Origin of the sequence: Microcoleus sp. Pol14D4 (assembly GCF_036701245.1) — a bacterium.
Taxonomy (GTDB): Bacteria; Cyanobacteriota; Cyanobacteriia; order Cyanobacteriales; family Microcoleaceae; genus Microcoleus.
The window spans coordinates 13638-38474 of record NZ_JAUBQM010000046.1 but is presented as its reverse complement, the minus strand read 5'-3'; the positions used below and the strand labels follow the sequence as shown (position 1 = coordinate 38474).

General features: G+C 46.2%; 18 protein-coding genes. 13 read left to right on the top strand and 5 right to left on the bottom strand.

The annotated features are described in order from the left end of the window. The first annotated feature begins 54 nt into the window (after window positions 1-54). The 5 genes from pstB (at window position 55) to hppD (ending at window position 6074) form a co-directional block, all read left to right on the top strand. Complete coding sequence (gene pstB, locus QUA33_RS17235) at window positions 55-906, top strand: phosphate ABC transporter ATP-binding protein PstB (RefSeq protein ID WP_333149738.1); 852 nt, start codon at window positions 55-57, stop codon at window positions 904-906. Window positions 907-1100: 194 nt separating this feature from the next. Then, window positions 1101-2369: an APC family permease gene (locus QUA33_RS17230; RefSeq protein WP_333149736.1), complete on the top strand. Its 1269-nt coding sequence runs from the start codon at window positions 1101-1103 to the stop codon at window positions 2367-2369. 42 nt (window positions 2370-2411) lie between these two features. Beyond that, complete coding sequence (locus QUA33_RS17225; RefSeq protein ID WP_333149734.1) at window positions 2412-3821, top strand: NYN domain-containing protein; 1410 nt, start codon at window positions 2412-2414, stop codon at window positions 3819-3821. An 83-nt stretch (window positions 3822-3904) separates the two neighbouring features. Continuing rightward, on the top strand, window positions 3905-4612 hold the full coding sequence (locus tag QUA33_RS17220; RefSeq protein ID WP_333149732.1) for an SDR family oxidoreductase: 708 nt from the start codon (window positions 3905-3907) through the stop codon (window positions 4610-4612). Between the two features lie 400 nt (window positions 4613-5012). Beyond that, entirely contained in the window at window positions 5013-6074 is a 1062-nt protein-coding gene (gene hppD, locus QUA33_RS17215) for a 4-hydroxyphenylpyruvate dioxygenase (protein ID WP_333149730.1), read from the top strand. 20 nt (window positions 6075-6094) lie between these two features. Here the strand turns inward: hppD and QUA33_RS17210 are convergent, their stop codons facing one another. Continuing rightward, complete coding sequence (locus QUA33_RS17210) at window positions 6095-6628, bottom strand: GNAT family N-acetyltransferase (RefSeq protein WP_333149728.1); 534 nt, start codon at window positions 6626-6628, stop codon at window positions 6095-6097. Continuing rightward, complete coding sequence (locus tag QUA33_RS17205; RefSeq protein WP_333149726.1) at window positions 6609-8738, bottom strand: diguanylate cyclase domain-containing protein; 2130 nt, start codon at window positions 8736-8738, stop codon at window positions 6609-6611. Before QUA33_RS17205 ends, QUA33_RS17210 begins: the two co-directional genes overlap by 20 nt. Before the next feature lie 496 nt (window positions 8739-9234). Between QUA33_RS17205 and QUA33_RS17200 the strand changes: the two genes are divergently transcribed. Continuing rightward, window positions 9235-9933, top strand: coding sequence for an HAD family hydrolase (locus QUA33_RS17200; protein ID WP_333149724.1), 699 nt, complete (start codon window positions 9235-9237; stop codon window positions 9931-9933). Window positions 9934-10152: 219 nt separating this feature from the next. Here the strand turns inward: QUA33_RS17200 and QUA33_RS17195 are convergent, their stop codons facing one another. Together QUA33_RS17195 and pgeF are read right to left on the bottom strand one after the other, a co-directional pair. Beyond that, the gene (locus QUA33_RS17195) at window positions 10153-10764 is read right to left on the bottom strand and encodes a CPP1-like family protein (protein WP_333149722.1); all 612 of its coding nucleotides are present in this window, start codon (window positions 10762-10764) and stop codon (window positions 10153-10155) included. Window positions 10765-11007: 243 nt separating this feature from the next. Next, window positions 11008-11886, bottom strand: coding sequence for a peptidoglycan editing factor PgeF (pgeF, locus tag QUA33_RS17190; RefSeq protein WP_333149720.1), 879 nt, complete (start codon window positions 11884-11886; stop codon window positions 11008-11010). A 431-nt stretch (window positions 11887-12317) separates the two neighbouring features. Here pgeF and QUA33_RS17185 point away from each other — a divergent pair, with 431 nt between their 5' ends. The 3 genes from QUA33_RS17185 (at window position 12318) to QUA33_RS17175 (ending at window position 17449) form a co-directional block, all read left to right on the top strand. Then, window positions 12318-14096 carry a peptidoglycan DD-metalloendopeptidase family protein gene (locus tag QUA33_RS17185; RefSeq protein WP_333149718.1) on the top strand — a complete coding sequence of 593 codons (1779 nt, stop codon included), beginning with the start codon at window positions 12318-12320 and terminating at the stop codon, window positions 14094-14096. 74 nt (window positions 14097-14170) lie between these two features. Continuing rightward, window positions 14171-16543 carry a hypothetical protein gene (locus QUA33_RS17180; protein WP_333149756.1) on the top strand — a complete coding sequence of 791 codons (2373 nt, stop codon included), beginning with the start codon at window positions 14171-14173 and terminating at the stop codon, window positions 16541-16543. A 15-nt stretch (window positions 16544-16558) separates the two neighbouring features. Beyond that, window positions 16559-17449 carry a glycosyltransferase gene (locus QUA33_RS17175; RefSeq protein WP_333149716.1) on the top strand — a complete coding sequence of 297 codons (891 nt, stop codon included), beginning with the start codon at window positions 16559-16561 and terminating at the stop codon, window positions 17447-17449. 264 nt (window positions 17450-17713) lie between these two features. Here the strand turns inward: QUA33_RS17175 and ribE are convergent, their stop codons facing one another. Beyond that, window positions 17714-18427 (bottom strand): riboflavin synthase, encoded by a 714-nt coding sequence (ribE, locus tag QUA33_RS17170; RefSeq protein ID WP_333149714.1) that lies wholly within the window; start codon window positions 18425-18427, stop codon window positions 17714-17716. 228 nt (window positions 18428-18655) lie between these two features. Here ribE and QUA33_RS17165 point away from each other — a divergent pair, with 228 nt between their 5' ends. The 4 genes from QUA33_RS17165 to QUA33_RS17150 all read left to right on the top strand — a co-directional run bounded on the left by QUA33_RS17165 (window position 18656) and on the right by QUA33_RS17150 (window position 24808). After that, window positions 18656-19162: a bifunctional nuclease family protein gene (locus tag QUA33_RS17165; RefSeq protein WP_333149713.1), complete on the top strand. Its 507-nt coding sequence runs from the start codon at window positions 18656-18658 to the stop codon at window positions 19160-19162. Window positions 19163-19167: 5 nt separating this feature from the next. Further along, complete coding sequence (locus QUA33_RS17160) at window positions 19168-20298, top strand: aldo/keto reductase (RefSeq protein WP_333149711.1); 1131 nt, start codon at window positions 19168-19170, stop codon at window positions 20296-20298. Window positions 20299-20826: 528 nt separating this feature from the next. Then, entirely contained in the window at window positions 20827-24069 is a 3243-nt protein-coding gene (locus QUA33_RS17155; RefSeq protein ID WP_333149709.1) for a PAS domain-containing protein, read from the top strand. 232 nt (window positions 24070-24301) lie between these two features. Continuing rightward, complete coding sequence (locus QUA33_RS17150) at window positions 24302-24808, top strand: hypothetical protein (RefSeq protein WP_333149707.1); 507 nt, start codon at window positions 24302-24304, stop codon at window positions 24806-24808. The last annotated feature ends 29 nt before the right edge of the window (window positions 24809-24837 follow it).

The window sequence follows — 24837 nt, the reverse complement described above, 5'->3', positions numbered from 1 at the left end:
TCAATAACTAAAGTGCATCTCTCAGTCAAATATTAACAATATAACAGGCAAATAATGAAACCTAAAACTAACTTGAACTCCGAAAACTATACAGCTCAATTCCTAGACTATGCCACCCCGGAAATAGACACCAATGCAATGCCAGCACTGCGGATTCAGGACTTGAGTTTTTATTACGGAACTCACAAAGTATTAGAAAATTTATCAATGAATATCCCTCACCCGCAAATTACGGCTATTATTGGCCCTTCAGGTTGTGGCAAATCTACGTTTCTCAAAGCTCTCAACCGGATTGGTGAATTGGAGGGAAAAGTTAAAATCAAAGGAAGAGTAGAGTTTTTTGGACAGGATATTTACAGCCCAAAAGTAAACATTAATAGTTTGCGCCGCCAAATTGGGATGGTGTTTCAAAGACCGAATCCTTTTCCGCTGAGCATCTACGATAATATTGCTTACGGGGTGAGAATTTTTGGTCGCAAAAGCAAAGCAGAATTAGATGAAATTGTAGAATCTGCACTTAAAAGTGCGGCGCTTTGGAATGAAGTCAAAGACGATTTGAAGAAATCCGCTCAGGGGATTTCGGGGGGACAGCAGCAGCGGCTTTGTATTGCTCGCGCTTTGGCGGTAAAGCCAAAAATTTTGCTAATGGATGAACCTTGTTCTGCTCTAGATCCGATTTCAACGATGAAGATTGAGGAGTTATTTCAGACTCTGCGCCAGCAGCTAACTGTTGTGATTGTGACGCACAATATGCAGCAGGCAGCTCGTGTTTCTGATTACACTGCATTTTTTAATACTGATGAAAGTCGCATCGGCCGGCTGGTGGAATTTGGACCGACAAGTAAGATTTTTACTTCTGCGGGCAATTCCAGTACGAGAGATTACATTCAAGGCCGTTTCGGTTAATACTTACATCTTGAACCTCTTTCAGAACAGGCAAGATGCCTGTTCCACAACAGACTAGACAAATATTTTTGTGGAGCAGGCATCTTGCCTGCTATAGTTAGGGCAACCGCCAAGTTTCTAAAGGTTCCAGTGGACGTTATTAATTGCTGAAACCATTGGGGGGAATTTCTTTCTTCACATCGATTTGTGGCTATATGTCTTTACCACTTCTGAAGCGAGAGTTAGGTGTTTTCGGCGCAACTCTCATGGGCCTGGGATCAATCCTCGGTACCGGAGTATTTGTGAGTATCGGCATTGCTGCGAAAGTTGCTGGGCAGGGAGTGATTTTGGCTGTAGGTATTGCGGCTTTAGTTCCTGTTTGCAATGGCCTTAGCAGCGCTCAATTAGCGGCCAATCATCCTGTTAGCGGCGGTACTTATGAGTATGGCTACAAATATCTCAATCCTTGGCTGGGTTTCACTGCCGGGTGGATGTTTCTGTTGGCGAAAACGGCTTCTGCGGCTACTGCGGCTTTAGGTTTTGCGGGGTATTTTTTAAATGCAGTTGGTGTAGCCGATCGCACTTACCCGATCCTAACAGCTTTAGTCGCCCTCGCCATTCTCACTTTAATTGTATTGACGGGAATTAGGCGATCGAATATTGCCAATACTGCCATAGTCTCAGTTACACTTTTATCCTTAGCGGTGTTTGTTGCTGTCGGTTTGCCAGAGGTAAGGTGGGAAATGGCCACCGTACAGAATAATAGCTCGATCGGCTCCATCTTCCAGGCCACCGCCCTGATGTTTGTCGCTTATAGCGGTTACGCCCGCATCACCACAATGAGCGAGGAAGTGCGGGAACCCAGGGAAACCATTCCCAAAGCCATAATTTTCACTTTGGTGCTGACAATGCTGCTTTACGTGGGGGTAGCAGTAGTTGTCGCGGGCGCGGGGGGGCCCGATAAATTGTCCTTACCAGGGGGCACGGCTGCACCTTTGGAAGTCATCGCCCGCAGTTTCCGAATTCCAGGAGTTTCTCAACTGCTAGCCGTCGGCGCAATTACCGCTATGTTGGGAGTCTTGCTGAACTTAATTTTAGGGCTGTCGCGCATCTGGCTGGCGATGGGGCGGCGCTTGGATATGCCGAGAGTCTTGGCGCGGCTGAATCCTTCGGGGACAACTCCCTACGTGGCTGTGGTGGTTGTCGAAGTTACGATCGCACTTTTAATTCTCGTCGGTGATGTCAAAACCACTTGGTCGTTCAGTGCTTTTAGCGTTTTGATATATTACGCTATCACCAACCTCGCCGCGCTGCAACTTTCCCCCGCCGAAAGGCTTTATCCGCAGTGGGTGGCTTGGGTGGGTTTGGGGAATTGTCTGTTTCTGGCTTTTTGGGTGGAGAGGCAAATTTGGCTGACAGGATTGGCATTAATTGCCGCCGGTTTAATTTGGCGGGCGATCGTCCGACTCCCGGCGAGAAACTAGAAGTGTGATAAATTGAAACAGCATCCCGCATTGTAGAGGGCCATGCCCGATCGAACCCCCTTGCTGGCGACTCAAGAATCTCTCGCATTCAGCGCCATCAGTCGCTATATAGCTCAAACCCTAATTACCATTCAGGAACAGCATCCCGAATGGATAACTGAAAAATACAGGAAAACCCCCTGGGCCAAACCTGATTTTCAGTCAGTTTTGATTGGAAAATTGACAAAAAGTTTCACAGTAGCCACCGATACAGATTCCCTGCTGCTGACTGCGAAAAAATACCTACAAATTCTGCTGGTTCCAGAATTCGTTAATTCACCTCAATTCAGCAAATTATCTGCCAAAATTCAGCAGCTAGCCCAATCTCAAACAGCACCGCCTAAATCACAAAACTCAGTTTCGTCAAAGCCTCCCACTCCCACCACCCATCAAACAAATTCGCTTCCAATCGGCATTGCTATCTTGCTGCTAGATGTCGAAAACTTGCAACTCACCATCGAAACCGAAAAATTCCTAGAGGGAATTTGCCACTATCCCATCCAAATCAAAGTTGCCTTTGCCAACTGGCGCAGCATGGGCAAAAAAGATGCCGAATTTCACCAGCGCGGCTATCAACTAATTCACGTCCCCCCCGGCAAAGACAGCGCCGACTTAAAAATGGCTACAGTCGGCGCATCGATTTTCGTACATTATCCCACAGCTAAAGAGATTTTTGTCTGTTCTTCCGATCGCGCCCTCACTCACCTCAGCAATACACTGCAAGCCCACGGACTAACCGTATTTCAAGTCCGCAAACAAATAGATAAAATCATAGTTTTAAACAGCAAAACCGGACAAATGGAAACCCATTCGCTTGTAACCATACCGGAAATTACACCCCTAGAACAATTAGTTATTCAACTCAAAGAATTAATCAAAAAAGAGCAAAAACGCACCTCAACTCAGTGGATCAAAGTTTCTACTGTTTCAGCTTTATTTAGGGAAAATTACGGCTTAGTCCTCAATCAAGTTGTTGCTCATCATTTGCTCGGTACTAAAACCAGGGATATCTTTCTCAAATATCCCACCGATTTTGTCCTCCACAAACCATCAGAAACTTCTCAAACTTATGTCACTCTTTTTGAAGTAAGATTATCTCCCCCACCGCCCATACTTAGCCAAGAAATTACCAATAACCCCCAGGCAGCACCTGCGACTTTGACAGATATTAATTCTCTGGAAGACTTGGAAAGAGCTCTTGTCAAAATAGTTGGTGACTTAACAGACAACTCTCCTGACAATTCTGTATTTCTCTCCAATGTAGGCAGCGAATTTCACCGACAATACGGCAAACAAATTACCCAAATAATTAAAGATTTTAATCTCGGTAGAAAATTTACTAAGTTTTTGCAATCCTGCGCTTCTCTCCAGCTAAAAAAAGCCGAAAAAGGCTGGCAAGTTTCCCTCCATTAATTAAAAATTAAAATATATCAACCTCCCCATTACTAGCAACTTGAGTTATCATACAATCGGGACGTAAAGAAATGTAAAGGGATATGCAGGACAAAGTTGTGGTTGTGGTGGGTGCGACTGGTGGCATAGGTTCAGCGGTGGCCCGCAAACTCGCCGATGCGGGTGCGACGCTAGTGCTCGCCGCCAGAGACAGCAGTAAATTAGACGCTTTAGCTAGCGAACTTTCGACAGCAGAGGTACTGTGCGTACCCACAGATATCACCGATTTACCGCAAGTCGAGACGCTGATGCACAAAGCTGAGGGGCATTTCGGACACATTGATGCCCTCGTAAACGCCGCCGGTGCCGGAATTCTCAAGCAGTGGAACAAGTTAGAACCGGCTGATTTAGATGCAATGCTTGACTTGAACTTAAAAGGCAGTTTTTACACGTCTCAAGCAGCGGCGAATGTGATGAAAGAGCGCAAATCCGGCCACATTTGCAATGTCATCGGGATTTTGGGCAAGCATTCGATGGCGATGGGAACGGCTTATTGCGCTTCAAAGTTTGGGGTAGTTGGTTTCAGCAAGTGCATGGCAGATGAGCTGCGGCGCTACGGTATTAAGTTTACGCTATTCTATTTTGGCGGGGTGGATTCTCCGTTTTGGGATAATGTGAGTTTGAAGGTAGACAGGTCAAAAATGCTGACTACCGACACTGCAGCCAATGCGATTATGTTTGCTCTTTCGGCTGACCCGCAAGCTGTGCCGATGGAGATTAATATTCAGCCGGAAAGTCATTTGTTCTTTTAGCGATTGAGGAGTGATTTTAAGGCAGAAGGCAGCGGAAGCTGAAGGCAAGAAAAATTATGATATTTTTAGGTTTGACAACTTGTACAGCACTTAATTATGTAGGTGCACGGGTTCGCGCACCTTACCCATATTAGTAGTGCGTCAAACCATTTTTTTGCCTTAGTCCTATAGGCGATGGTCTAGCGCTCAAAGCTAAGTTATCGCAGACACGAGTTTTTTTTTTAGTGCCGGCTTATTTCTGCCTTCAGAGGGAGCTAGGATATTCAATCTTTAGGTTATTATTAAGTGGGCGCGCAATAAAAAGTATGAAAAATATCCATTACTCAGTCTCTCCCTTGCAATTTCGCCTTGAAAATCAGCAGATTTTCCATTTTTCAGTTTCCATTTTCAATTATTGATTATGGAGTTCGATCGCATTCAATTTTACGTTGAAAACGCTAAAGTATCCCGCGACTGGTTTGTCAGCCAGTTAGGCTTTCAATCCATAGCAGGTTATGCCAACAGCCACACTCACACTGAAGTTGTCAGCAGTGGCAATGTATGTTTTGTTTTATCTTCACCCCTGACACCCGCTAGTCCCGCTGCTAGTTGGTTGAAGTTTCATCCTCCAGGGATTGCCGATGTGGGTTTTCGGGTAAAAAATATTGAATTAGCGGTAGCTAGAGCGGCTGCTGAAGGCGCTAAAATCCTGGAACCGATTCAAGAAGACCTTAATGCAGGAGGCTATTTTAAGCGGGCAAAAATCGCGGGTTGGGGAGATTTAAGCCATACGCTCGTGGAGCGAATTGGCAGCCATTCACTGCTATCGGCTTCGGATAAGCTGCAGTTGTTTACCCGGATTGACCACGTAGTGTTAAATGTTGAATCTGGGGATTTATCAAGTGCTGTTAGTTGGTATCAAAAAATATTAGGTTTTCAACCGCAACAAAATTTTGATATTCAGACTGAGAAATCGGCTTTGCGGAGCCAAGTTATGGTACACGCTGAAGGTGGGGTGCAATTCCCGATTAATGAACCGGCATCAGCTAATTCTCAAATTCAAGAGTTTTTGAGCGCAAATCGGGGGCCGGGAATTCAGCACATGGCTTTGCAAACTAATAATATTGTGGGTGTTGTTGCCGATTTGCGATCGTGCGGTTTGCCTTTTCTGCCGGTTCCTCCAACATACTACTCCGAATTGCAGGAACGACAAAACTATTTGCCTGCTGATTGGCAAGAAATTGCAGCTTGTCAAGTTTTAGCCGATTGGCAAGAAGATACTCCCGCCGCGATGCTGCTGCAAATCTTTACCCAGCCAATTTTTGCAGAACCGACTTTCTTTTTCGAGATTATTGAACGCCGAGTTAGTTTAGTGAACGGCAAACAGGTGCAAGCTGGAGGTTTTGGGGCGGGGAATTTTAGAGCTTTGTTTGAGGCAATTGAACGCGAACAAATGAAGAGGGGAAGTTTGATCGATGATTGACAAAACTTCCAGTTTTTAAGTCATACAGACTTGTTAATCAGCACTGCGATATCTTTCCACCCGTAGGCAATTTCTTTGAGTGCAACTCCGGCTCTACTTGTTTGCTGTTCGTCTACTTTTTCACCTCCTAACACTTCATAAAATTTATAGGCTGAATTGTCTCCTAGTACCCAAACCAGCATCGAGTTCAAACTTAATTCTGCCAATTTTGTTGCAACTCTTCTCACGAGTTGCCGTCCAATTCCTTGACGCTGATATTCCTCCAAAATATAGATGGCAAATAATTCTCCTTTATATACATATTTGCCGGTGCGCTCGTCACCCCCTGCGGCAAAACCCACAATTTGTCCCGATTCATTCTCAGCAACGCAGACAAAAACCCCAGTATTTTTGACGTTGGCCAGAATTTCTTGCCAGCGGCTTTCTGCTTTTTCATAGGACAGTTGCGCGAGGTAATCTGTGGGTACAATTTTTCGGTAAGCTGTCCGCCAAGTATCTAGATTCACCCGTGCGATTGCAGGTGCATCAGCGATTTTAGCTTCTCTCACAATCATCAGAAAATACTCCTTTCTGGCCCTGAAATTCTCTTTTCAACTCTAGGCAAACTATACGATCGCGCCCTTCTAGTTTAGCTCGATACAGAGCTCGATCGGCCTGTCCAATTAACTCCTCAATCGATAAACCAGCAGCAGGTACCGTAGTAGCGATACCCATACTAAGAGTTATAAACTTACTTACCTGGGAAGCATCATGAAAAATTGCAGCAGCTTTCAAATCGCTGCGAATTGATTCAGCTACCCGCATCGCTCCTTGCACATCAGTTCGCGACAAAATTACCGCAAATTCTTCGCCGCCGTAGCGGGCGGCTAAATCTCCTGCCCGTTGAGCGTTGCTAGCTAAAATCTGGGCCACTTGTTTTAAACATTCGTCGCCTCCTTGATGCCCGTAACGATCGTTGTAAAGTTTGAAAAAATCGATATCGCACAAAATTAAAGACAGCGACTCTTGTTCTCGCTCCATCCACTGCCATTCTAACTCTAATTTTTTGTCAAAACAGCGGCGGTTGGGAATTTGAGTCAATCCGTCCACCGAAGCGAGCCGCTGCAATTCCATGTTAGCTGCTTGTAATTCTAATTTTGCTTGTTCTAAAGCTAAATTTTGCCGCGCTAATTCTTCACTTTGCCGTTTTTCTTGTTCGTACAAAAATCGGATTGAAACTTCAGCTTCTTGCAATTCTTGCTCTGCATATTTGCGCTTGATAAATTCTCCTAATTGAGAACTTACCACAGCTATGATCTGAAGTAAATCTTGATCCGGTTGCAGTTCTTCCCGGCAAAAAAAAGTCATTACTCCTACAACTTGGCCTCTAGCGTGAATGGGGAAACCGAATCCCGATCGCAGTCCGGCTTCCTCGGCCAAGCGCGATCGCACGAAGTTGCGATCGCCCACAATATCAGTAATCCACTGCGGAGAACCGCTACTGGAAACCGCTCCCGGTAAACCCTCACCCGCAGCAAAAGTAATCTGCTGGTGGTTTTCGGCAAACTCGCTAACTTCCTCCGCCGCCTGCCAAACAACCACCCGCCGCCAACCAGGAGTTCCCTCGATCGGACAGCAAAGTGGCAGGCACAAAAGCGACTGTTTTTTGCGTTTTATTTCCGCACCAAGTCTAGTTTCTTTCTCCCCCTCTACGGGCGTCCAAAGTTCGCCAATATCCCAGCCAAAACTTTGGCAAATAGCTTGCAAAATTCTCGGAGTTGCGCTATCTAGAGAAGTTGATTCTGACAGAATATGAGTAACAGCATACTGTGCTTCTTGACAATTTTTTATGCGCTGTTGCTTGGTAATATCTTTGCCGATATAAACAAAATTTTGTATAACCTCGCTATCTCCATACTTGCTTCCTGTGCTTGTCTCGAAAGTAGAGCATGAAAACGCCACAATAACCTTTAAACCTATTTTCGTTTTGCAAGCTACTTTTACTTGAGGCCAATATTCGCTTTTAAGTGCAGGAGGTAGCTGGCTGACTTTGCGTAACAATTCCTGCTCCGCGGTAATCATGGATATGGATTGGCCGATTAATTCCGATTCGGTATATCCAAATAATTGCTGTGCAGCTTGATTCACTTTTTTAATTTTTCCCGACTTTGCTGTTACTAACAAAACATCGCCTAGGGAATTAATAATTTTGTCAATATAATCGCCAGCCGCAGCTAAGTAATCGACTTTAATACTGTTTTCGTTTGCAGCCTGAACCATTCTTTGCTGAGCTGCAATGCTATCGGTAACATCTTCGCATAAAATAATCAATCTGTCAGCATTGGCTTCTCCATGATAACCAAAGATGTACAAATCTAGATATAAATAAGAGCCGTCTTTGAGAACTCTGGTAATTGATTTTAACTGAAAGTCTTGCTCTCGTTGTTCAATAATAGCTTCAAGGATTTCTTCAATTCCAATCAGTTCGGGAAAACTATCGCGCACGTCTTTTCCTTCGCCTACTTCCTCATGAATGTCGGCAAACTCTTGCACTTTCAAAGATATTTCTTGAATCTTAAGTTCTCGATCGACTGTGAGGTATTCAATCCTGCGTAAGGATAACAGCTTATAAAGAAGAATATTAATACTTCTTGGGCTGCTCTCTACAGTTAATATTGGAAGCATCTCGTTATTGTAGAGCATCTATCTCAAAAATTAGCAGGTAAAGTTAGTTGTTTTTTGGCTGCTATTTCTCATATAAATTTTTATACTGGCAGATGTCACCATCTGGTACCGCTGGCTAATTTATGCAAACAGTACACTTTGGATTCTCCAAGCAGTTTTTTGCTTATTTTAAAAATGAGGCAAAATATTAATTTTGCCAACTTTTTTTTGAGAAAGCGCAGTCACAATCATCCTCTATTGAGGTTGAGATTTATGAACAATACGTAGCGGTTTGCACTATTTGTGCGGCATATTTTAATTTTAAATTCCGCGATATGGCTGACAACCGCTAAAGTTAAGAAGTAGCACAGTTTAATTCAAATGTTTCCTTTAATTAGCACCATTCCTATAGACCTTACCTCCCCTGGGTATTTGTGTCAATTTTTGTAAAGAAAGTGTTACTTTAAGTGATATAGTATCGAAGAATTTGTATAAAAGCTTAAAAATACTCTGCTAAATGCTGAGACTTATTACCGACTTTGACGGCCCGATCATGGACGTGTCCGATCGCTACTACCGAGTTTACCAGTATTGTCTCGCCGAGACTAAGCGTTCGGACCAACCAGTGCGCGAACTCCCCAAAGCCGAGTTTTGGGACATGAAGCGCGCGCGGGTTCCCGAAACCGAAATTGGCATCCTCTCAGGATTAGATGCAGATCAAGCCCGCGATTTTGCTCAGAAACGCCGTCAAACCGTCCACACCCTACCCTACATGGTTTACGATCGACCAGCGCCCGGCGCTCTGGAAACCCTCGAAAAGGTGCAGCGCGCTGGAGTAGACTTAGCGGTGATGACCATGCGCCGCGTTAGGGAACTAGATGAAGCCTTCAACCGCTGCAATTTAGGGCAATTTTTCCCAGAAAACCGCCGCTATTGCCTCCCCAACGATTACGTTAAAACCGGGGATGTCAAAGATAAGCCGCTGTTGATGGCAAAAGCTCTCGCCGAACTGCCGCCGGCTTCTGACACTTGGATGGTTGGCGATACGGAGGCAGATATTATAGCAGCAAAAACGCACGGTGTCAAGGTAATTGGTGTTTTGTGCGGAATTCGCGATCGTACCCAACTAGAAATGCACCAACCGGATTTAATTGCCAACAATTTGAGCGAAGCAGTCGAGATTATTTTAGATAGTCAGTTGTCCGTTGTCCGTTGACAGTTGACAGTTGACAGTTGGCAGTGGTTAATTATTGTTATTGGTTAATTGTTATTGGTTGGTTCGTAAGTTTTAGGTGTTAGTAGTTAGTTGATTGTTACCAATTACCAATTACTAATTACCAATTAACAATTACCAATAACTAATGACTGTTGATGGTTGACTAATGATTGATGACTGTTGACAACTGACAACTGTCAACTGTCAACTGTCAACTGACTATCGCAGAAAACTGCTCACCAGCCAGAGAACTAAAAACGTAAACACAGCGATAAATTTCTCTGTTGTTATAAATGCCGGACTGACCAAAGAACCCAAAAAGCCTCCCAGCAACAAGCCTATAACCAAGCCAGCCACAGTCAGCAGCACAGCCCGACCAAATTTTTGTTCCTTGCGATTAACAAAATAAAGACAAGAGCCGACCCCAAGAGCCAGAGTCAACTGTAGTAAACCATCATTAGCCGCCGGATAAATACTCAGTCCGCCCAACCCCGCATACACCCCAGCGGGCCACAAAATGTCCGATCGACTAGGAGTATCGATTAGACGCTGCAACCAAGCAGGGCTGCCACTAGGAGGAGAGGGAGTAAAGCTTGGGGGTGGCGGAGTCAGCCGTTCGGGAAAGCGGATGCGTTCGGGTACTTTAATTTTACCCTCCTGTCGCTGCCGCAGGCGATCCATAAGGATCGCGTCGTAAGCTGCTTCGATCAATTCCAAACGTTTCTTGTCACCGCTGTACTGCTCACCTAGGCGCGTGCGGGCCTCTTGCACTTCATCAAAGGAAGCATCTTCATCGACTTCAAGCAGTTGATAGGGAGTTGGCTCACTCATGGTAATAACCCGCTGAAGACTCTCGTTATAGAGCAATCTTAACAAGAGAGGAAAGCGGGGCGGGGGCTCTGCCGCTTTCCCAAAAGTTTTGCTGCTAGTTTTTGGTGCTTTAAAACAGGAACCAGCAAACCTTACGAAAATAGAAACTAGAAGGCATTTGGCATTCGTAAATAAAAAATAATGAATCCAAAGATTTTTATTTTTATCTTGGCCGTCTAAAATTTTACCTTCTGCCAAATGCCCTCAGAAGGGACTTGTCCCGCAGGCACTCACAATTCCCGACCACTGGACTTTTTTAAGTCGATCGCGGCGGTAGGAAAAAAAGCGAGCCGAGTCAGAATAAGTACAGAAAGGAGCGATCGCCACTTGAGAAAGATCGATTCCCAACTGCTGCAATTGCAGAGCATTGCAGAGGCGAACATCCAAGCGTACTTTTCCCGGTTCTGGATCCGCTAATACAGGCGTTTCCGGGAGTTGGTGCAAAAACTCTAGAATGCCGTCGGCTGTCGCACTAACGGCACTCTTAGGAGCAATGGTGGCTCCCAGTTCCGCTGCTACTTCCACAGATACCTGGTAAACCTCTCCAGCGATCGCCGGCCCCATAGCAATCTTCAGATTTTCTAGTTGACTGCCTTGTGCCACAAGTTGAGCGATCGCCTCTGGTAATATCTTAGCAGCAGTCCCGCGCCAACCCGCGTGAACTGCTGCAACGAGTCCCGTGCGATCGTCAGCAATCAGCACCGGCACACAGTCAGCCGAGCAAACCCACAGCGCCTCCAATTCTCGCTCGGCCACCAAGCCATCAGCCTCAGCATAGCTTGGGGCTGCAGTTTCCGGGCCCGGAGCCACAACCGGGGACAACTCACTCGTTTTGAGTACCGCATTGCCGTGTACCTGTTGGAGTCGGTAAACCTTAGCTCCAGGTTCGAGAACTTCCGTCAGATCGATCGGCCCCCGGGGCGAGAAATCGCGAGTAAAAAAGCCGTGAGACCAGCGAGAAAGCAAGCTGCAAGTCAGATAGGGCAAGCCTTCATAACTCTGCCAGTCCCAACTGATACCGTCAGGCCCTCCGGCGCATACAGAGTCTGGAAAATTTGTCAAGCGATCGCCAGCTACAGTCATGAAACCTATCCTTACCCAAGCGCATCATTTAGCTTGTATTCTAAACAATCAAAAATTTTGTCCGCGAAGTTTAAAGGCAGCGCCAGCTTTCAGGAAAAAATCGCGATGAAGGAGGCGGTTTGACAACGACCAACTGCGCCGAAATTTTGCATAACCCGAGAAATACAGGCAACTAATTAACATAGAGGAACGCCAAAGCGCTATCATCAGTGTGGCCGTCAGACACTTTTAGGCAAGTGCCATCGGGATCAAAAAAACCGGATATCGATCGCGACTGAATGTGCAAGGCATTTGAGCTTGTTCTATGTGCAAAAAAAATTGCCTCAAGCCCGGTAAAATCAGTTAGGCCTGTATATAAAGACAAGGATTGCCATACATTCGATCCTGACTTCGAGATCCTTGTGCCCCCTGTTGAGTTGGGAAAAAAAATCGTGAAACCAGTTCCAGACAAGCAAATAACAGCCCCTTTGAACACCAAACAGCAAAAAAAGAACCCTACAGGCACCCGGACTCGATCGCGCCTTTTGTGCGATCGCTCACTGCTGGTGGGACTGGGTTGCCTTGCCAGTCTGGGACTGCTCAGCAAAGGCCTAGTTTGGGCCCAAGCCGAAACTCCGCCAGCAGAACAAGCCGTCCCCGGCGCAGCCGACCTCCAGCCATTATTTGAAGCTCCTCTCCCGCCCCCGGAACCCGCATACAGCCAAGGGTCGCCAGAACCAGACCCTGCACCGCAGGCAGAAGTTCCGCAGTCCGAGCCTTTCGATGCCAAACCGCCGTCACAGCCAGAGTACGCCAGCGAACCACCTCCGGCCCAATATTATCTGCCGGAACCCGCGCTGATTCCCCTGCCAGAAGCGACGGCCCAGGAGCCGCCTTTTGAAGCGCCAGTTAACCCAGCCCACGCTGAAATCGACCAAACAGACTACAGCATTGGCGCTACCAGCGAGTACGAAGCGCCAACCAGAATAGAGTTTGCAGAACGATCGAACGGCTGCGAAGGAAGTGGCGGTTTGTGCGCGCCTCCTCCTGTTTCCGAGCCGGTGACGGCAGATGCAGGAGAACCCAACTACAGACAGGAAACTCCGATCGCAGGTGACGGCTATATTGCAGCCCCTCCTCCTCGAAATCGGCCAGAAAGCCTTCCGGGCGATGTTCGGGAAAGTGTGGCAGGAAATAGTAGCGGCAATCCTGTGAGTAAACTCGGTCAAGCCGTTCAACAAATAGGCAGCCAGGTTTGGGGGGGTTCCAACCCGCCGGAATCTGCCTACGCACGCCCGCGCTACCCAGCAAACATCGGCTACTCCGCAGACGCAGGATACTCGGCAGACACTGGATACTCGGCAAACATCGGCTACTCCGCAGACACTGGATACTCAGCAGACGCAGGATATTATGCCGGCTCCGCATCTTACGGCGGCGGCGCTCCAGCGCCCAGCATGGGACTCGGGCCGGTTCAAGTCGGTGCGGTTAGTGTCAGCAGCGGCAGCAATACCGGTTTTGCTTACTACAATCTCACGCCGCGTCCCGCAGGCCTCCCCGGAAATGGCAACACCAGCTTGCTGTTTCCGCTATCTATTGCTGCGGCAATTACTTCGCCGTTTGGGTGGCGGACTCATCCGGTTATGGGCTACGGCAGGTTTCACACCGGAACTGACTTGGGAGCCCCGATGGGAACGCCTGTACTGGCAGCCTATGCGGGTCAAGTGGCGATCGCAGATTGGTTGGGCGGCTACGGTTTGACTGTGGTTCTCAACCACAGCAAAAAGTCTCAGGAAACTCTCTACGGCCACCTTTCGGAACTGTTTGTGAAACCGGGAGAGTGGGTGAAACAGGGAGAGACCATCGGCCGCGTCGGCAGTACGGGAATGTCTACAGGGCCTCACCTCCACTTCGAGGTTCGGCAAATGACTGACCAGGGTTGGGTGGCGATCGATCCGGGTTCTCAGCTAGAATTCGCTCTGGCAAAAATGATCGGCAGTTTGGAAACCGCCAAAGTACCGCAAATGCCGAAAATGGTGGAAATACAAACCGCTAGCGGACTCAAGGATTTGGAAAACGATCTGCCCCAGCTTCCACCTCTGCCGCTGGGAATGGACATCGAAGTTCACAACCTCCAGCCGCCATTCCCCGAACTCTTAAAAGCTGACATTTCTAAGCCCAAAGATACTGAAGCAGTCAAACCCAAACCTCAGAAGCAAGCTAACAGGTAAAAATTAGGGATTGCCTAAATTAATTTTCTTGTGGAACGGTCGAAAAGCCCAGACCACAAGAAAATTTATGTTTGGTGCAACGAACAGGCGAACTCGTTGCTTTTCCTCGTTACCGGGCTCTTTCGGGTAACGAGGAAAAACTGATAAAAAATGGTAACTTGGAGCTTATGCTAATAGCGCAGCATTTGTGGGAATTAATTTTATTTCTGATTATTCTAGTCGGGCCGATTCCCTTAAGCTTGTCTCTGGCCTTTGAGAATCAGAAAGAAAACAATAACTATTCATTTCCCCATTTTCTCCTTGTACTCCTGACGGGATGGAGTATTGCACAAGTTTGTATCGGCTTGATTTTAGGAAGTGCCGATCGCCTAAATATTGCTGCGGTGATTATAGCAGAAATTTTGATGGGTGCGATCGGCTTCATCCTGATTTATACAAAAAACCATAAAACTTTTACCTTCTCCGAGTGGCCGATTCCCCTACTCAAGCAACCTCTGGCAAAATCCGAACGCCTAATTATTTTTGCCACCGCTATTGCAGGATTTTTGCTGTTACAAATTCTCGCAACCAAACCCACAACTAATTATGATTCATTGTGGTTTCACCTACCTGCGATCGCCCGATGGTATCAAACCCATTCATTTACCTTATTAGATGCCGCCGGAAATTGGATTTTTGAACAAGAACAAGCCCGAGTATATCCTTACAATTGGCACGTTTTATCTGCTTTGTGTGTACTCCCATTCCGAGAAGACTTTCTCGCAGCTTTTCCCCTGCTAATTGCGTGGGTACTTGAGGGAATTGCCGTTTATCTATTAAGCGTAAAATTTGGAGCAACCCGAATTCACGGTATGGCAGCAGCATCTTTAGTATTGACAGTACCGATGGTGCTCAACCAAGTTAACACCATTCACCCAGACTTACCGCTAGCTGCAATATTTACAGTAGGTTTGTATCTTGGTTTATCCTATCACAGCAGCCGATCGCACTCGGAACTCTCCCTATTTTTGGCAGCCACAGGAATGCTAGCCGGAATAAAAATCACGGGAATAGTCTATGCAGCCTCACTTTTAGGAGGATTAGCAATATTAGAAATTAAAAGATTCGCGGTTAATAAAAAATCTACACCAGCAAATTTTAGAATTCGCCACTTTCTCAAACCAGTGTTAGTGTGTGGCCTAGCTTGTTGCTTGCTTTTAGGAGGTTTTTGGTATGCGAGAAACTTGCTGCAAATCAATTATCCTGTCAGCGAAGTCGGCGATATTAAAATTCCCTTAGAGCCTGTTTCCTTACCGTCTCCCGTACCTGGGCCAACACCTCCGGTACAGCAGCCGCCCGCTTCGCCACTTCTAAAGATTTGGCAAAGCACTTTAGCAGCTCAATTTAATCCCAGCAATTTTTCCCACTGGCAAACTGTCGGCTTACAAATTATCATTAGATTGCAACTGCCCTTTCTGGCGATCGCACTTCAGGTATTGGCAGCACCTCTTGCATTTATTCAGGGTAAAAGTAGAATAATTAATCAAAATAATATTATTTTAATTATACTTCTCGCCAGCACAGCAGTTCTGTATTTAATTACACCTTACACCTCCGGGACTGTCGGAGAGTCGATCGGTAAACTCAGCCCTATACTCGGTTTTAACCTCAGATACGGATTTCCCTTTTTAAGCGTACTCGCCGTCGCCGCAGCAGCTACAGCAACTCTCTTGAAAACTCAAAATCAAGTTGTTCTGGCAGTGGTTGTGATTAGTGGTTTTTTAGGAATTACTAGCAACACAATTTTTGATTATATTAAAAATGCTTCTTTCACCGGAGATAGTATTGTTTGGGGGAGTTTATTGATTGACAATTTTAAATCTAATCCAGTAGAAGCTATTAATACTATCTGGAAAATATTAGCTCCGAGTTGGCAATATATATTACCATATCCGATATTTTATATTGTGTCACTGACTCTGGCTGCGATCTTGTTGAAAATAAATCCAGGCTTCGGATGGCTGAATCATCTATTTCCAACTCGCAAAAAATCAATTTATATAGTAATAATTGGAGTGTGCATAGGATTGATAGTAATTGGTCATTGGAGGGAAAAGCGAGATTTTGCACGCACCGAACTGTATCGCGGTATTTACGAATATATTGATAAAAATACACTACCAGATGAAAGAATAGGCTTCTTTTTAAGTTCGCGCAGCTACCTGTTTTACGGGAGAAATTTGGACAGACAAGTTTTATATGTACCATTTAGAGCCGATCGACTTTCGGCATGGATTGACAACCTGCGGCAAAATAAAATTAGGACTGTGGGATTCGGGCCCCTGACTGAGACAAGCGCAGCTACCAAAAAAGCTTTATCTTGGCTGACAAGTGCCCAGGGCCCGCTGCAACCAGTTTTCGGTAAAGATTTTAATACTGAGTCGGTGCTATATCGCTTGAAAAATTAAAAGTTATTAGTTACCATGAACCAAGCTAAAACTCTATTTTCAATTATTGTTCCGACCTACAATCGCCCCGATAAATTAGCGGCGTGTATTCAGTCTTTTGTTGAAATTGAATATCCGCGCGATAAATTTCAAGTTATCGTGGTCAACGATAGCACCGAAATCTCTGTAGAAAATACAATTTTGCCTTTTAAAAATCAGCTAAATATCACACTTCTGACACAACCAAACTCCGGCCCTGCAACGGCGCGAAATACTGGCTCTTTTGCCGCAGAAGGCACATTTTTAGTGTTTACAGACGATGACTGTACTGTGGGGGTAGATTGGCTGCAAAATCTGGAAAGGCGATTTCTGGAAACACCAGATTGCTTAATCGGAGGTCGAACTGTAAACGCGCTGCCGGATAACATCTATTCTACTGCCAGCCAGCAACTGATCGATTACCTTTACAGTTACTATAATGCTATTGGCGATCGCGCGCAATTTTTCACTTCTAACAATTTTGCCCTTCCCGCTGAGGCTTTCCAAAAAATCGGCGGCTTTGACACGACTTTTTCTCTAGCGGCTGGAGAAGACCGGGAATTTTGCGATCGCTGGTTGCATTCGGGCAATGCCGCCATTTACGCTCCCGAAGTTATAGTTTATCACTCACACGCACTAACTCTTCGCAAATTTTGGAAACAGCAATTCAATTATGGTAGAGGTGCTTTTTTGTTTCAGCAAATTATCTCGAAACGCGGGGCTAATGGGAAACTACAACATCCGTCATTTTATCTGAATTTGCTAACTTATCCATTTTTCCATGCACCGGGCTTTCAAAAGCTATTAATTGCTGCTTTGTTTTTAGTTTCTCAGGTGGGAATTGCTGCGGGATTGTTTTGGGAGAAAAACAATTTTGTTGAGGAATAGTTTTTTATTAATGAACCGCAGAGAGCGCAGAGAGCGCAGAGAGAGAATTAAGAGTTAGTGGAGTGCGTCTGCTTTGAACAGTCAATTATTGATATAATTCATTCGCTCCTGATGCTTTCTATAACTCAAAAACAGGCTCACCTGCCTGTTCCACAAAGAGTGAGTTTTCTTGTGGGTTGGGCAGGATAACCCGCGCGTAAAAGGCTTATTGAGGATGGTGTAATATCTCAGATATTAGCAAGGTGCGCGGTACGTACCCACAGATTAAATAAATCCGTGTTCTGCTAAGAATTCTGGTGTAATTGTTCCCAAACTGTTGATTGTGGGGGTTTCTTCCCACGGTTCGAGATGGGATTTTGAGCCGCTGCGGAGAAATTTGGCGACATATTTACCCAGAATATCTGCTTCTAAATTAACTAAACTTCCTGGTTGCAAATAGCTGAGGTTTGTCTCACTAAAACTGTGGGGAATGACAGCAACTTCAAACCAATTGCCGTCAGCATCGCAATCTGCCACGGTTAAGCTGATGCCGTTGACGGCGATACTGCCCTTGGAAACGATGTAAGGTGCGATTTGACGTTGCCATCCCGAATTTGCTGCCGGTGGGGCAGTAAACCGCATCTCCCAAGCGTTGGCGGTTTGGGTTGAAGTTGCTAAAGTGCCGATCGCATCTACGTGCCCGGTTACAAAATGTCCCCCCAATTTGCTACCGGCGCGCAGGGAGGTTTCTAAGTTGACCCAAGCATCGGGGAATGCTCCCAAAGTAGTACGGCGCAGGGTTTCCGGGGAAGCGACGGCGACAAAACCTTGGGGCAGAACTTCCACCACGGTCAAACAGACTCCATCCACGGCTACGCTGTCCCCAATGGCTAAATCTTGTAAAATCTGGTAGGAGTTGTTTGATGTGCAGGAAATTTGGAAATAATCGTTGCCTAGCGACTTCAGCTTTCCGAGAGATTGAATTAGTCCTGTAAACATAAGTATTTTTCCGTAGTCGATCGCTTATTTACATCAAATCACAGGGACAAACCAGAGACAGGAGGTTTTGCCGTCTCCCTGTCCCCCGGAGTCAATCTAAAATCTAAAATCGACAGTCCCCGATCTGTTGCTGATTCAGGCGAAGATCAAGTCATACTGGATTTAGGTGATCTTTATGTCCAAGTTCTCTACTGCCTTACAGTTTCTTAATTCTATGAGGCCGATCGAATGATTGAAATGAAAGTCGCTGGAATTGCCTTAGATGCAGCCACGCGCAGTCCTATTGTCCTATTGAGAGACGCTACTGAGCGACGGGCTTTGCCTATTTATATCGGTCAGGAGCAAGCAAAGGCTATTATTAGCGCGCTCGAAGGCCACAAGCCTCCTCGGCCCTTAACTCACGATCTGATGGTCAATTTCTTAGAGGCATGGAGTCTTACCTTGGAGCGCATAGTTATTCACTCGCTGCAAGATAACACGTTCTATGCCGTCCTGATCGTCCGTCAGGGAGAAGTTAAAAAAGAGATCGATGCCCGACCTAGCGACGCCATCGCCCTAGCCCTGCGAACGAACTGCCCCATCTGGGTGATGGAAGAAGTCGTCGCCGATGCTTCGATACCTGTCGATCGAGATGCTGATGAGGCCGAACGCCGGGCCTTCCGGGAATTTATCTCAAACCTCCGTCCAGAGGATTTGATTAAGAGAAGCGGCTTGGGCCCGGGCGAAACTTCCTAAACTTTATGCGCTATCGACGGTTTGGCAAAACGGAGTTGCACCTGTCGGTATTTTCCTTGGGAACCATGCGCTATTTGGCTTCTGAGGAAACTGCCTGTCAGACTGTACAACAGGCGTTGTCTCAGGGAATCAATCACCTGGAAACGGCAGCAGGTTACGGTTGCAGCGAGGAATATCTTGCCGCGGCCCTTTCGGCTGGTTTGTCGGTCGATCGATCGCGCCTTCACGTCACTACAAAAATTTCCCCAACGGAGGATGCAGCAGCTATGGAACGCTGCATCGACGCATCCCTCAAACGCCTGAATTTAGACTATATCGATTGTCTGGCAATTCACGGTTTGAATACTTGGGAACATTTGGCGATTGTGCGATCGGCCACAGGCTGCATGGAAGCTGTACGCAAAGCCCTGGCCGATTGCCGAATTCGGCACGTCGGCTTTTCGACTCACGGGCCTCTGGATCTGATTTTGGCTGCAATAAATACAGATTTGTTTGAATTTGTCAACCTGCATTACTACTATTTTTTTCAGCGCAACGCCCCGGCAATTACACTCGCCAAGCAAAAAGATATGGGCGTTTTCATCATTTCCCCAGCCGATAAAGGAGGGCAACTCTACACCCCCCCGGAAAGTCTCGCACAATTGTGCTCGCCTTTCTCGCCCTTAGAGTTAAATTATCGGTTTTTACTCAGCGATACTAGGATTGGGACTTTGAGTGTGGGCCCTGCAAATGCGACAGAATTAGAGCAACCCCTGAAATATTGCGATCGCGACTTTCCCCTCACCAACGCCGAAATCGCTGCGTTCGATCGGCTAGAATCGGCTATTGCAGACACTTTGAAAACCGACAAATGCAGCCAGTGCTATGCCTGTTTGCCTTGCCCGGAAAACATCAACATTCCCGAAGTATTGCGACTCCGCAATCTCGCAGTCGGGTGCGACATGACTGACTTTGGCAAATACCGCTATGCCATGTTTGAAAATGCCGGACACTGGTTTCCTGGCAGCAAAGGCAACCGCTGCACCGATTGTGGCGAATGTTTGCCTCGGTGTCCCGAAGAGTTAGACATCCCAACTTTGCTCAAAGATACTCACCAGCGACTCGGGGGCAAAGCAGGCAGGCGGTTGTGGGATTGAAAAAAAGGTGATGAAGGCAAAAGGCGATCGAGCGTATCTAAAGTTTTGCAAAAATTACGCTAAACTTTGGTTTAAGTAAATTTACGATACTGTCGATCGATAAACTACTTCGTTTTACGACTGTATGCGGGAGCATCCCGATTTGGCAAAAAGCGTTTTTGAGGAGTGTGAATATCTTGCACAACCAAGCCTACATCTAAGCGCAAACACTCCTGTGAAAGCACTCATTTGGATGCTGGCAACACACTTTAAATGGAGCCGAGAGTATTATATGTAAAAACAACTAAATAACACAATCTGATTGACACCTAGAAACTGATTTTTTTGAGAATATCCCAGTCATTTTCTTGTTTGGTTGGTCGGCGATACCGAATAATTTTATGACCATTTATTAACCGAATTCGATATAAAATCTACAATCGTTCACCTGAGCGCTCACGCCGAAGTCTAAAATCTAAAATCTAAAATTGATTGCCTTCCCGATTAATTGATGCCCTGTCATCTACAACCGATCCCGCATTTACTACTATGGCTCATACTCAGTTAAACGACAGCCAGCAAAATTGTCTGCAACAAACTAAAGTTGCAACTTCCGAAAGAAGAGTGAAAGCAGCTTTCAAGCCGTGCGCCTATAACTTATTTGTTACCAGAAAACAGCTAATTGGACTGCTGGCGTTACAAACAATCTTGCCAGTCGGACTAACGGGAGCAGCACTTTGGCTAACATCGGCAGTTGGAAACAACGAACTGCAAAATCAAGCTAAATCAGAACTGAGCCTTAGTAAAATTAACTACAATTTCAAACTAGATCGCGCCGCCGACCGTTTGCAAAACTCCTCTGACAGCAAAACGATCGCCCAAACAGCCTTAGCTTACAACAGCGGCAAAAAAGTATCAGATTTGCAAAAATCGGTCAAGCAAATTCTAGAAAATCAAGTCAAGACAGGGGAAATAGACAGCGCGGCCTTAGTTGGAAAAAACAGACAGATAGTTGTTAGCGTGAACCCCAACCAGAAGGAAAAAAGTTTTAACCTGCCAAAAATAGTCGATCGAGCATTTGATGCAAAAAAAACCATTACAGCTACCGAAATCATTGCCAAATCAGAAGTTCAGGAACAATTGGGATCTTTGTCGCCCGGAAAGGTCGATCGCCCTGTGCTCGTCCGCTACGCAGCAATTCCCGTAAAAGATCCCAAAAATCAGACAGTGATTGCTGCTTTAGTCTTAAGAAAAATTATCAGCCAAACGTCGGCAGTCGCTAACAGCGAAACCCTCAATTTACAGGGCGGCGGATATCACGCTATCTACATACCGCTGGCTGACGGCAAATTTGTCTTGGCAGGTTCGCAAGCAGTTACAAAAAACCAACAGTTGCCAGACTTAAATTCAATAGACAAATCTCTCCTAAAATCTGCACTCGCCGCCGACGGCAAATTAGTCGCCGGAAACGTACACACAGGCAGTCAAACTCATGCAGTAGCTGCCAAATCCCTCGGCAATTTAGCCGGAAAACCCGCAGCAATTTTAGTGCGATTCATCCCCACAACCTCGATCGAAACCTGGTGGGGCAACAACTGGCTGCTGGCACTGTCTGCTGCTGCAGTTGTCCCCTTCGCCTTGGCAGTTGCTGTCACCCGCCGGATTGCCAAACCCGCTAACTCAGATTTATCAACAGCAGAGGGGAATTGGGCATTTAACTCCTCTGCCGAACCGCAGCAGCGAGCCCGGAATTTGGATTTAACTTATGACAATTTAAATTTAGGCGAATTTCCAGATTTATTCCCTAAAAAATCGAGTTTAAACGGTAAATTAGCGGTCGATTTTCGATATAAAAAAAATCCGGGCGATCTCCCGTTAGCGAAGCCCTCGAAGAGGATCGCAAATCCCCAGAGCCCGCTCGCTTTCCAACCCCTAGAATTGGCAGAAAACTCCGTCTCAAATCAGTCGCGGCACGTAAATACAGAACTAGAAAAAAGTGCGATCGCCTTAAATCTAGTCCAGGAAGCTTGGCAAGACTTAAATCGCCTCAACTTGGAATTGCAGCCAAAAATACTGGATCGCCAAAACACTCAAAAAGCCCTGCGAAAGAGCGAAGCACTGCTGCAAGCGATTTTAGACAACTCAACAGCAGTAATTTACATCAAAGATGTTGAGGGAAAATACCTGCTCACCAACCGCCATTTTGACAATTTGTTCGACATCGCCAAAGAGCAAATAACAGGCAAAACCGACGGCGATATTTTTCCCGAAGACAAAGCAGCAGCCTTGCGAGAAAATGACTTGAAAGTTCTCGAATCCTCCTCGCCCCTAACCCTCGAAGAAATCATCCCTCAAGACGACGGCCCGCACACTTATATTTCTCTGAAATTTCCCCTCTGCAACTCCGAAGGCAAAGCTTATGCAGTCGGTACAATTTCTACAGATGTGAGCGATCGCAAACTGGCCGAACTCACCCTAGAAAAGGCCAAAGCAGAACTAGAAAGAGAAGTCGAACAGCGCACCCTATTCCTCCAACAAACCAACGAACTTTTGCAGTTTGAACTCGCCGCCAAAGTCCGCGGCGCGATCGCCGTCAGACAAATGAGTGCTCAGGTAGCCCGACACGCCAGAACAGTTGACGGGATTCTCGGCGCTTCTCTTGACCTAATTTTTCTAGTAGATCGATCGGGAAAATACACCTATGTCAGCCGCACCGCCGCTCAAGCTGCCGGCATGAACCCCAGAGAAATGATTGGCAAAACCTGGCAGGAATTAGGCTGGTCGCCAACAATTATGCAGCGAGTTCACCAAGAATGCCACGGCATATTTGCCACAGCCGAGCCCAAGAAAGGCGAAGTAATTGTCCCCACCGCAAGCTGGGGAACCCGCGACTACGAGTACATTCTCAGCCCGGTTTGTGCGACAGACGGCAGCGTCGAAGCGGTGGTGGCGACACTGCGAGATATCACCGAACGCAAAGACGCTGAGGAAGCGTGGCAGTTGGCCAAAGAAGCCGCAGAACTCGCCAACCGCGCCAAGAGTGCTTTTCTGGCAAACATGAGCCACGAGTTGCGAACTCCCCTGAATGCGATTATCGGCTACAGCGATATGCTGGTGGAAGATGCCGAAGAGTTAGGCAACTTACAGGTTGTCTCGGATTTAGACAAAATTCGCACTGCTGGCAAACACTTGCTGCGGCTAATTGACGACATTCTCGACATCTCCAAAATTGAAGCTGACAAGATGGAGATTTACCTCGAAAGCTTCGATGTTGGAGGCTTAATCGATGAGGTGTTAACAACTATCAAACCGCTCATGGATAAAAACGGCAATACTTTACAAGTATTGACTTCTGACAATATCGGCGCGATGCACGGCGATTTGATGAAAGTGCGGCAGGTAATGCTGAATTTGCTCAGCAATGCTGCTAAATTTTCTGCGAATGGGACGATCGTGCTTACTGTCGAAAGAATTACCAGTGAAGAATTAAAAAATAAATATCAACCGAGAGTTGCTCAACTGTTAATTTTGGATGCAGAATTTTTAATTTTCCGAGTGACGGATACGGGCATCGGCATGACAAAAGAGCAGCAAGAGCGACTGTTTCAACCTTTTACTCAAGCCGACAATTCAACTACTCGCAAGTACGGTGGTACTGGTTTGGGACTGACTATCAGCCAGCGTTTTTGTCAGATGATGGGCGGCGATATTGAAGTTACTAGCGATTTAGATTGCGGTTCTACTTTTACTGTTTGTCTGCCTGCTTCATTGTTTAGGCGATCGGAATTTTAACATGACTTCAGGGGCGGGCTTTACCAATAATAAAAGCAAAAACAAACAATCTTATAAACCCGCAGCCACACAACACAAAATTGCCATGTACATCTTTTGCATATAATAAAATGTAAGGTTGATGTATGTTATATCCTATGCGGGGACGGGTTTTCTAGATGGCGATTTTCCGATATGAATGATTGGTAAAACCTGCACCTATAGAAAATATATAAAAAAGCCAACAATAATTATGAAATACGATGTTGATACCCGCAAGAATTGCATTTTGACAAAAAGTTTATTTTTGTTCCTGATTGCGGGTTCTGCGTGCTTCGGAGCCTTGCTGTGGGGACAATCTGCCACATATTCCCAGCAGCCGAGCTGCCCGACTGGCAACGCTGCTAATTTACCGTCGCCTCCGCTTTCGCAAACCGAAAAAAGCGTGCCGAGTCTGTGGTTAGCTCAAAAACTCTATGGCGGGAAATTGCTCGATCGCTGGTTTGTAGATCCCGGCAATACTTGGGTAATTATCATCGTCAACCGCCAACTTTGGAGTTTGCTCGATTATATGGAACGCTATCAGTTTGTCAACCGCTTCGGAACTGTCGCCAGCGAATACGGTTACAATGTGCGAGTTTGCAACCGTCAAGGCACGGCTTTGGCAGTTTATTCGTGCAAGGGCGATCGGCGCTTCTGTCGGATTGATTTAGAATCTCTCTCAAATCCAGGTATTCGAGGAAGGGTGAAAGGATTTTAGTAGGGTGCACCAGCAGCGAGTAATTTGAT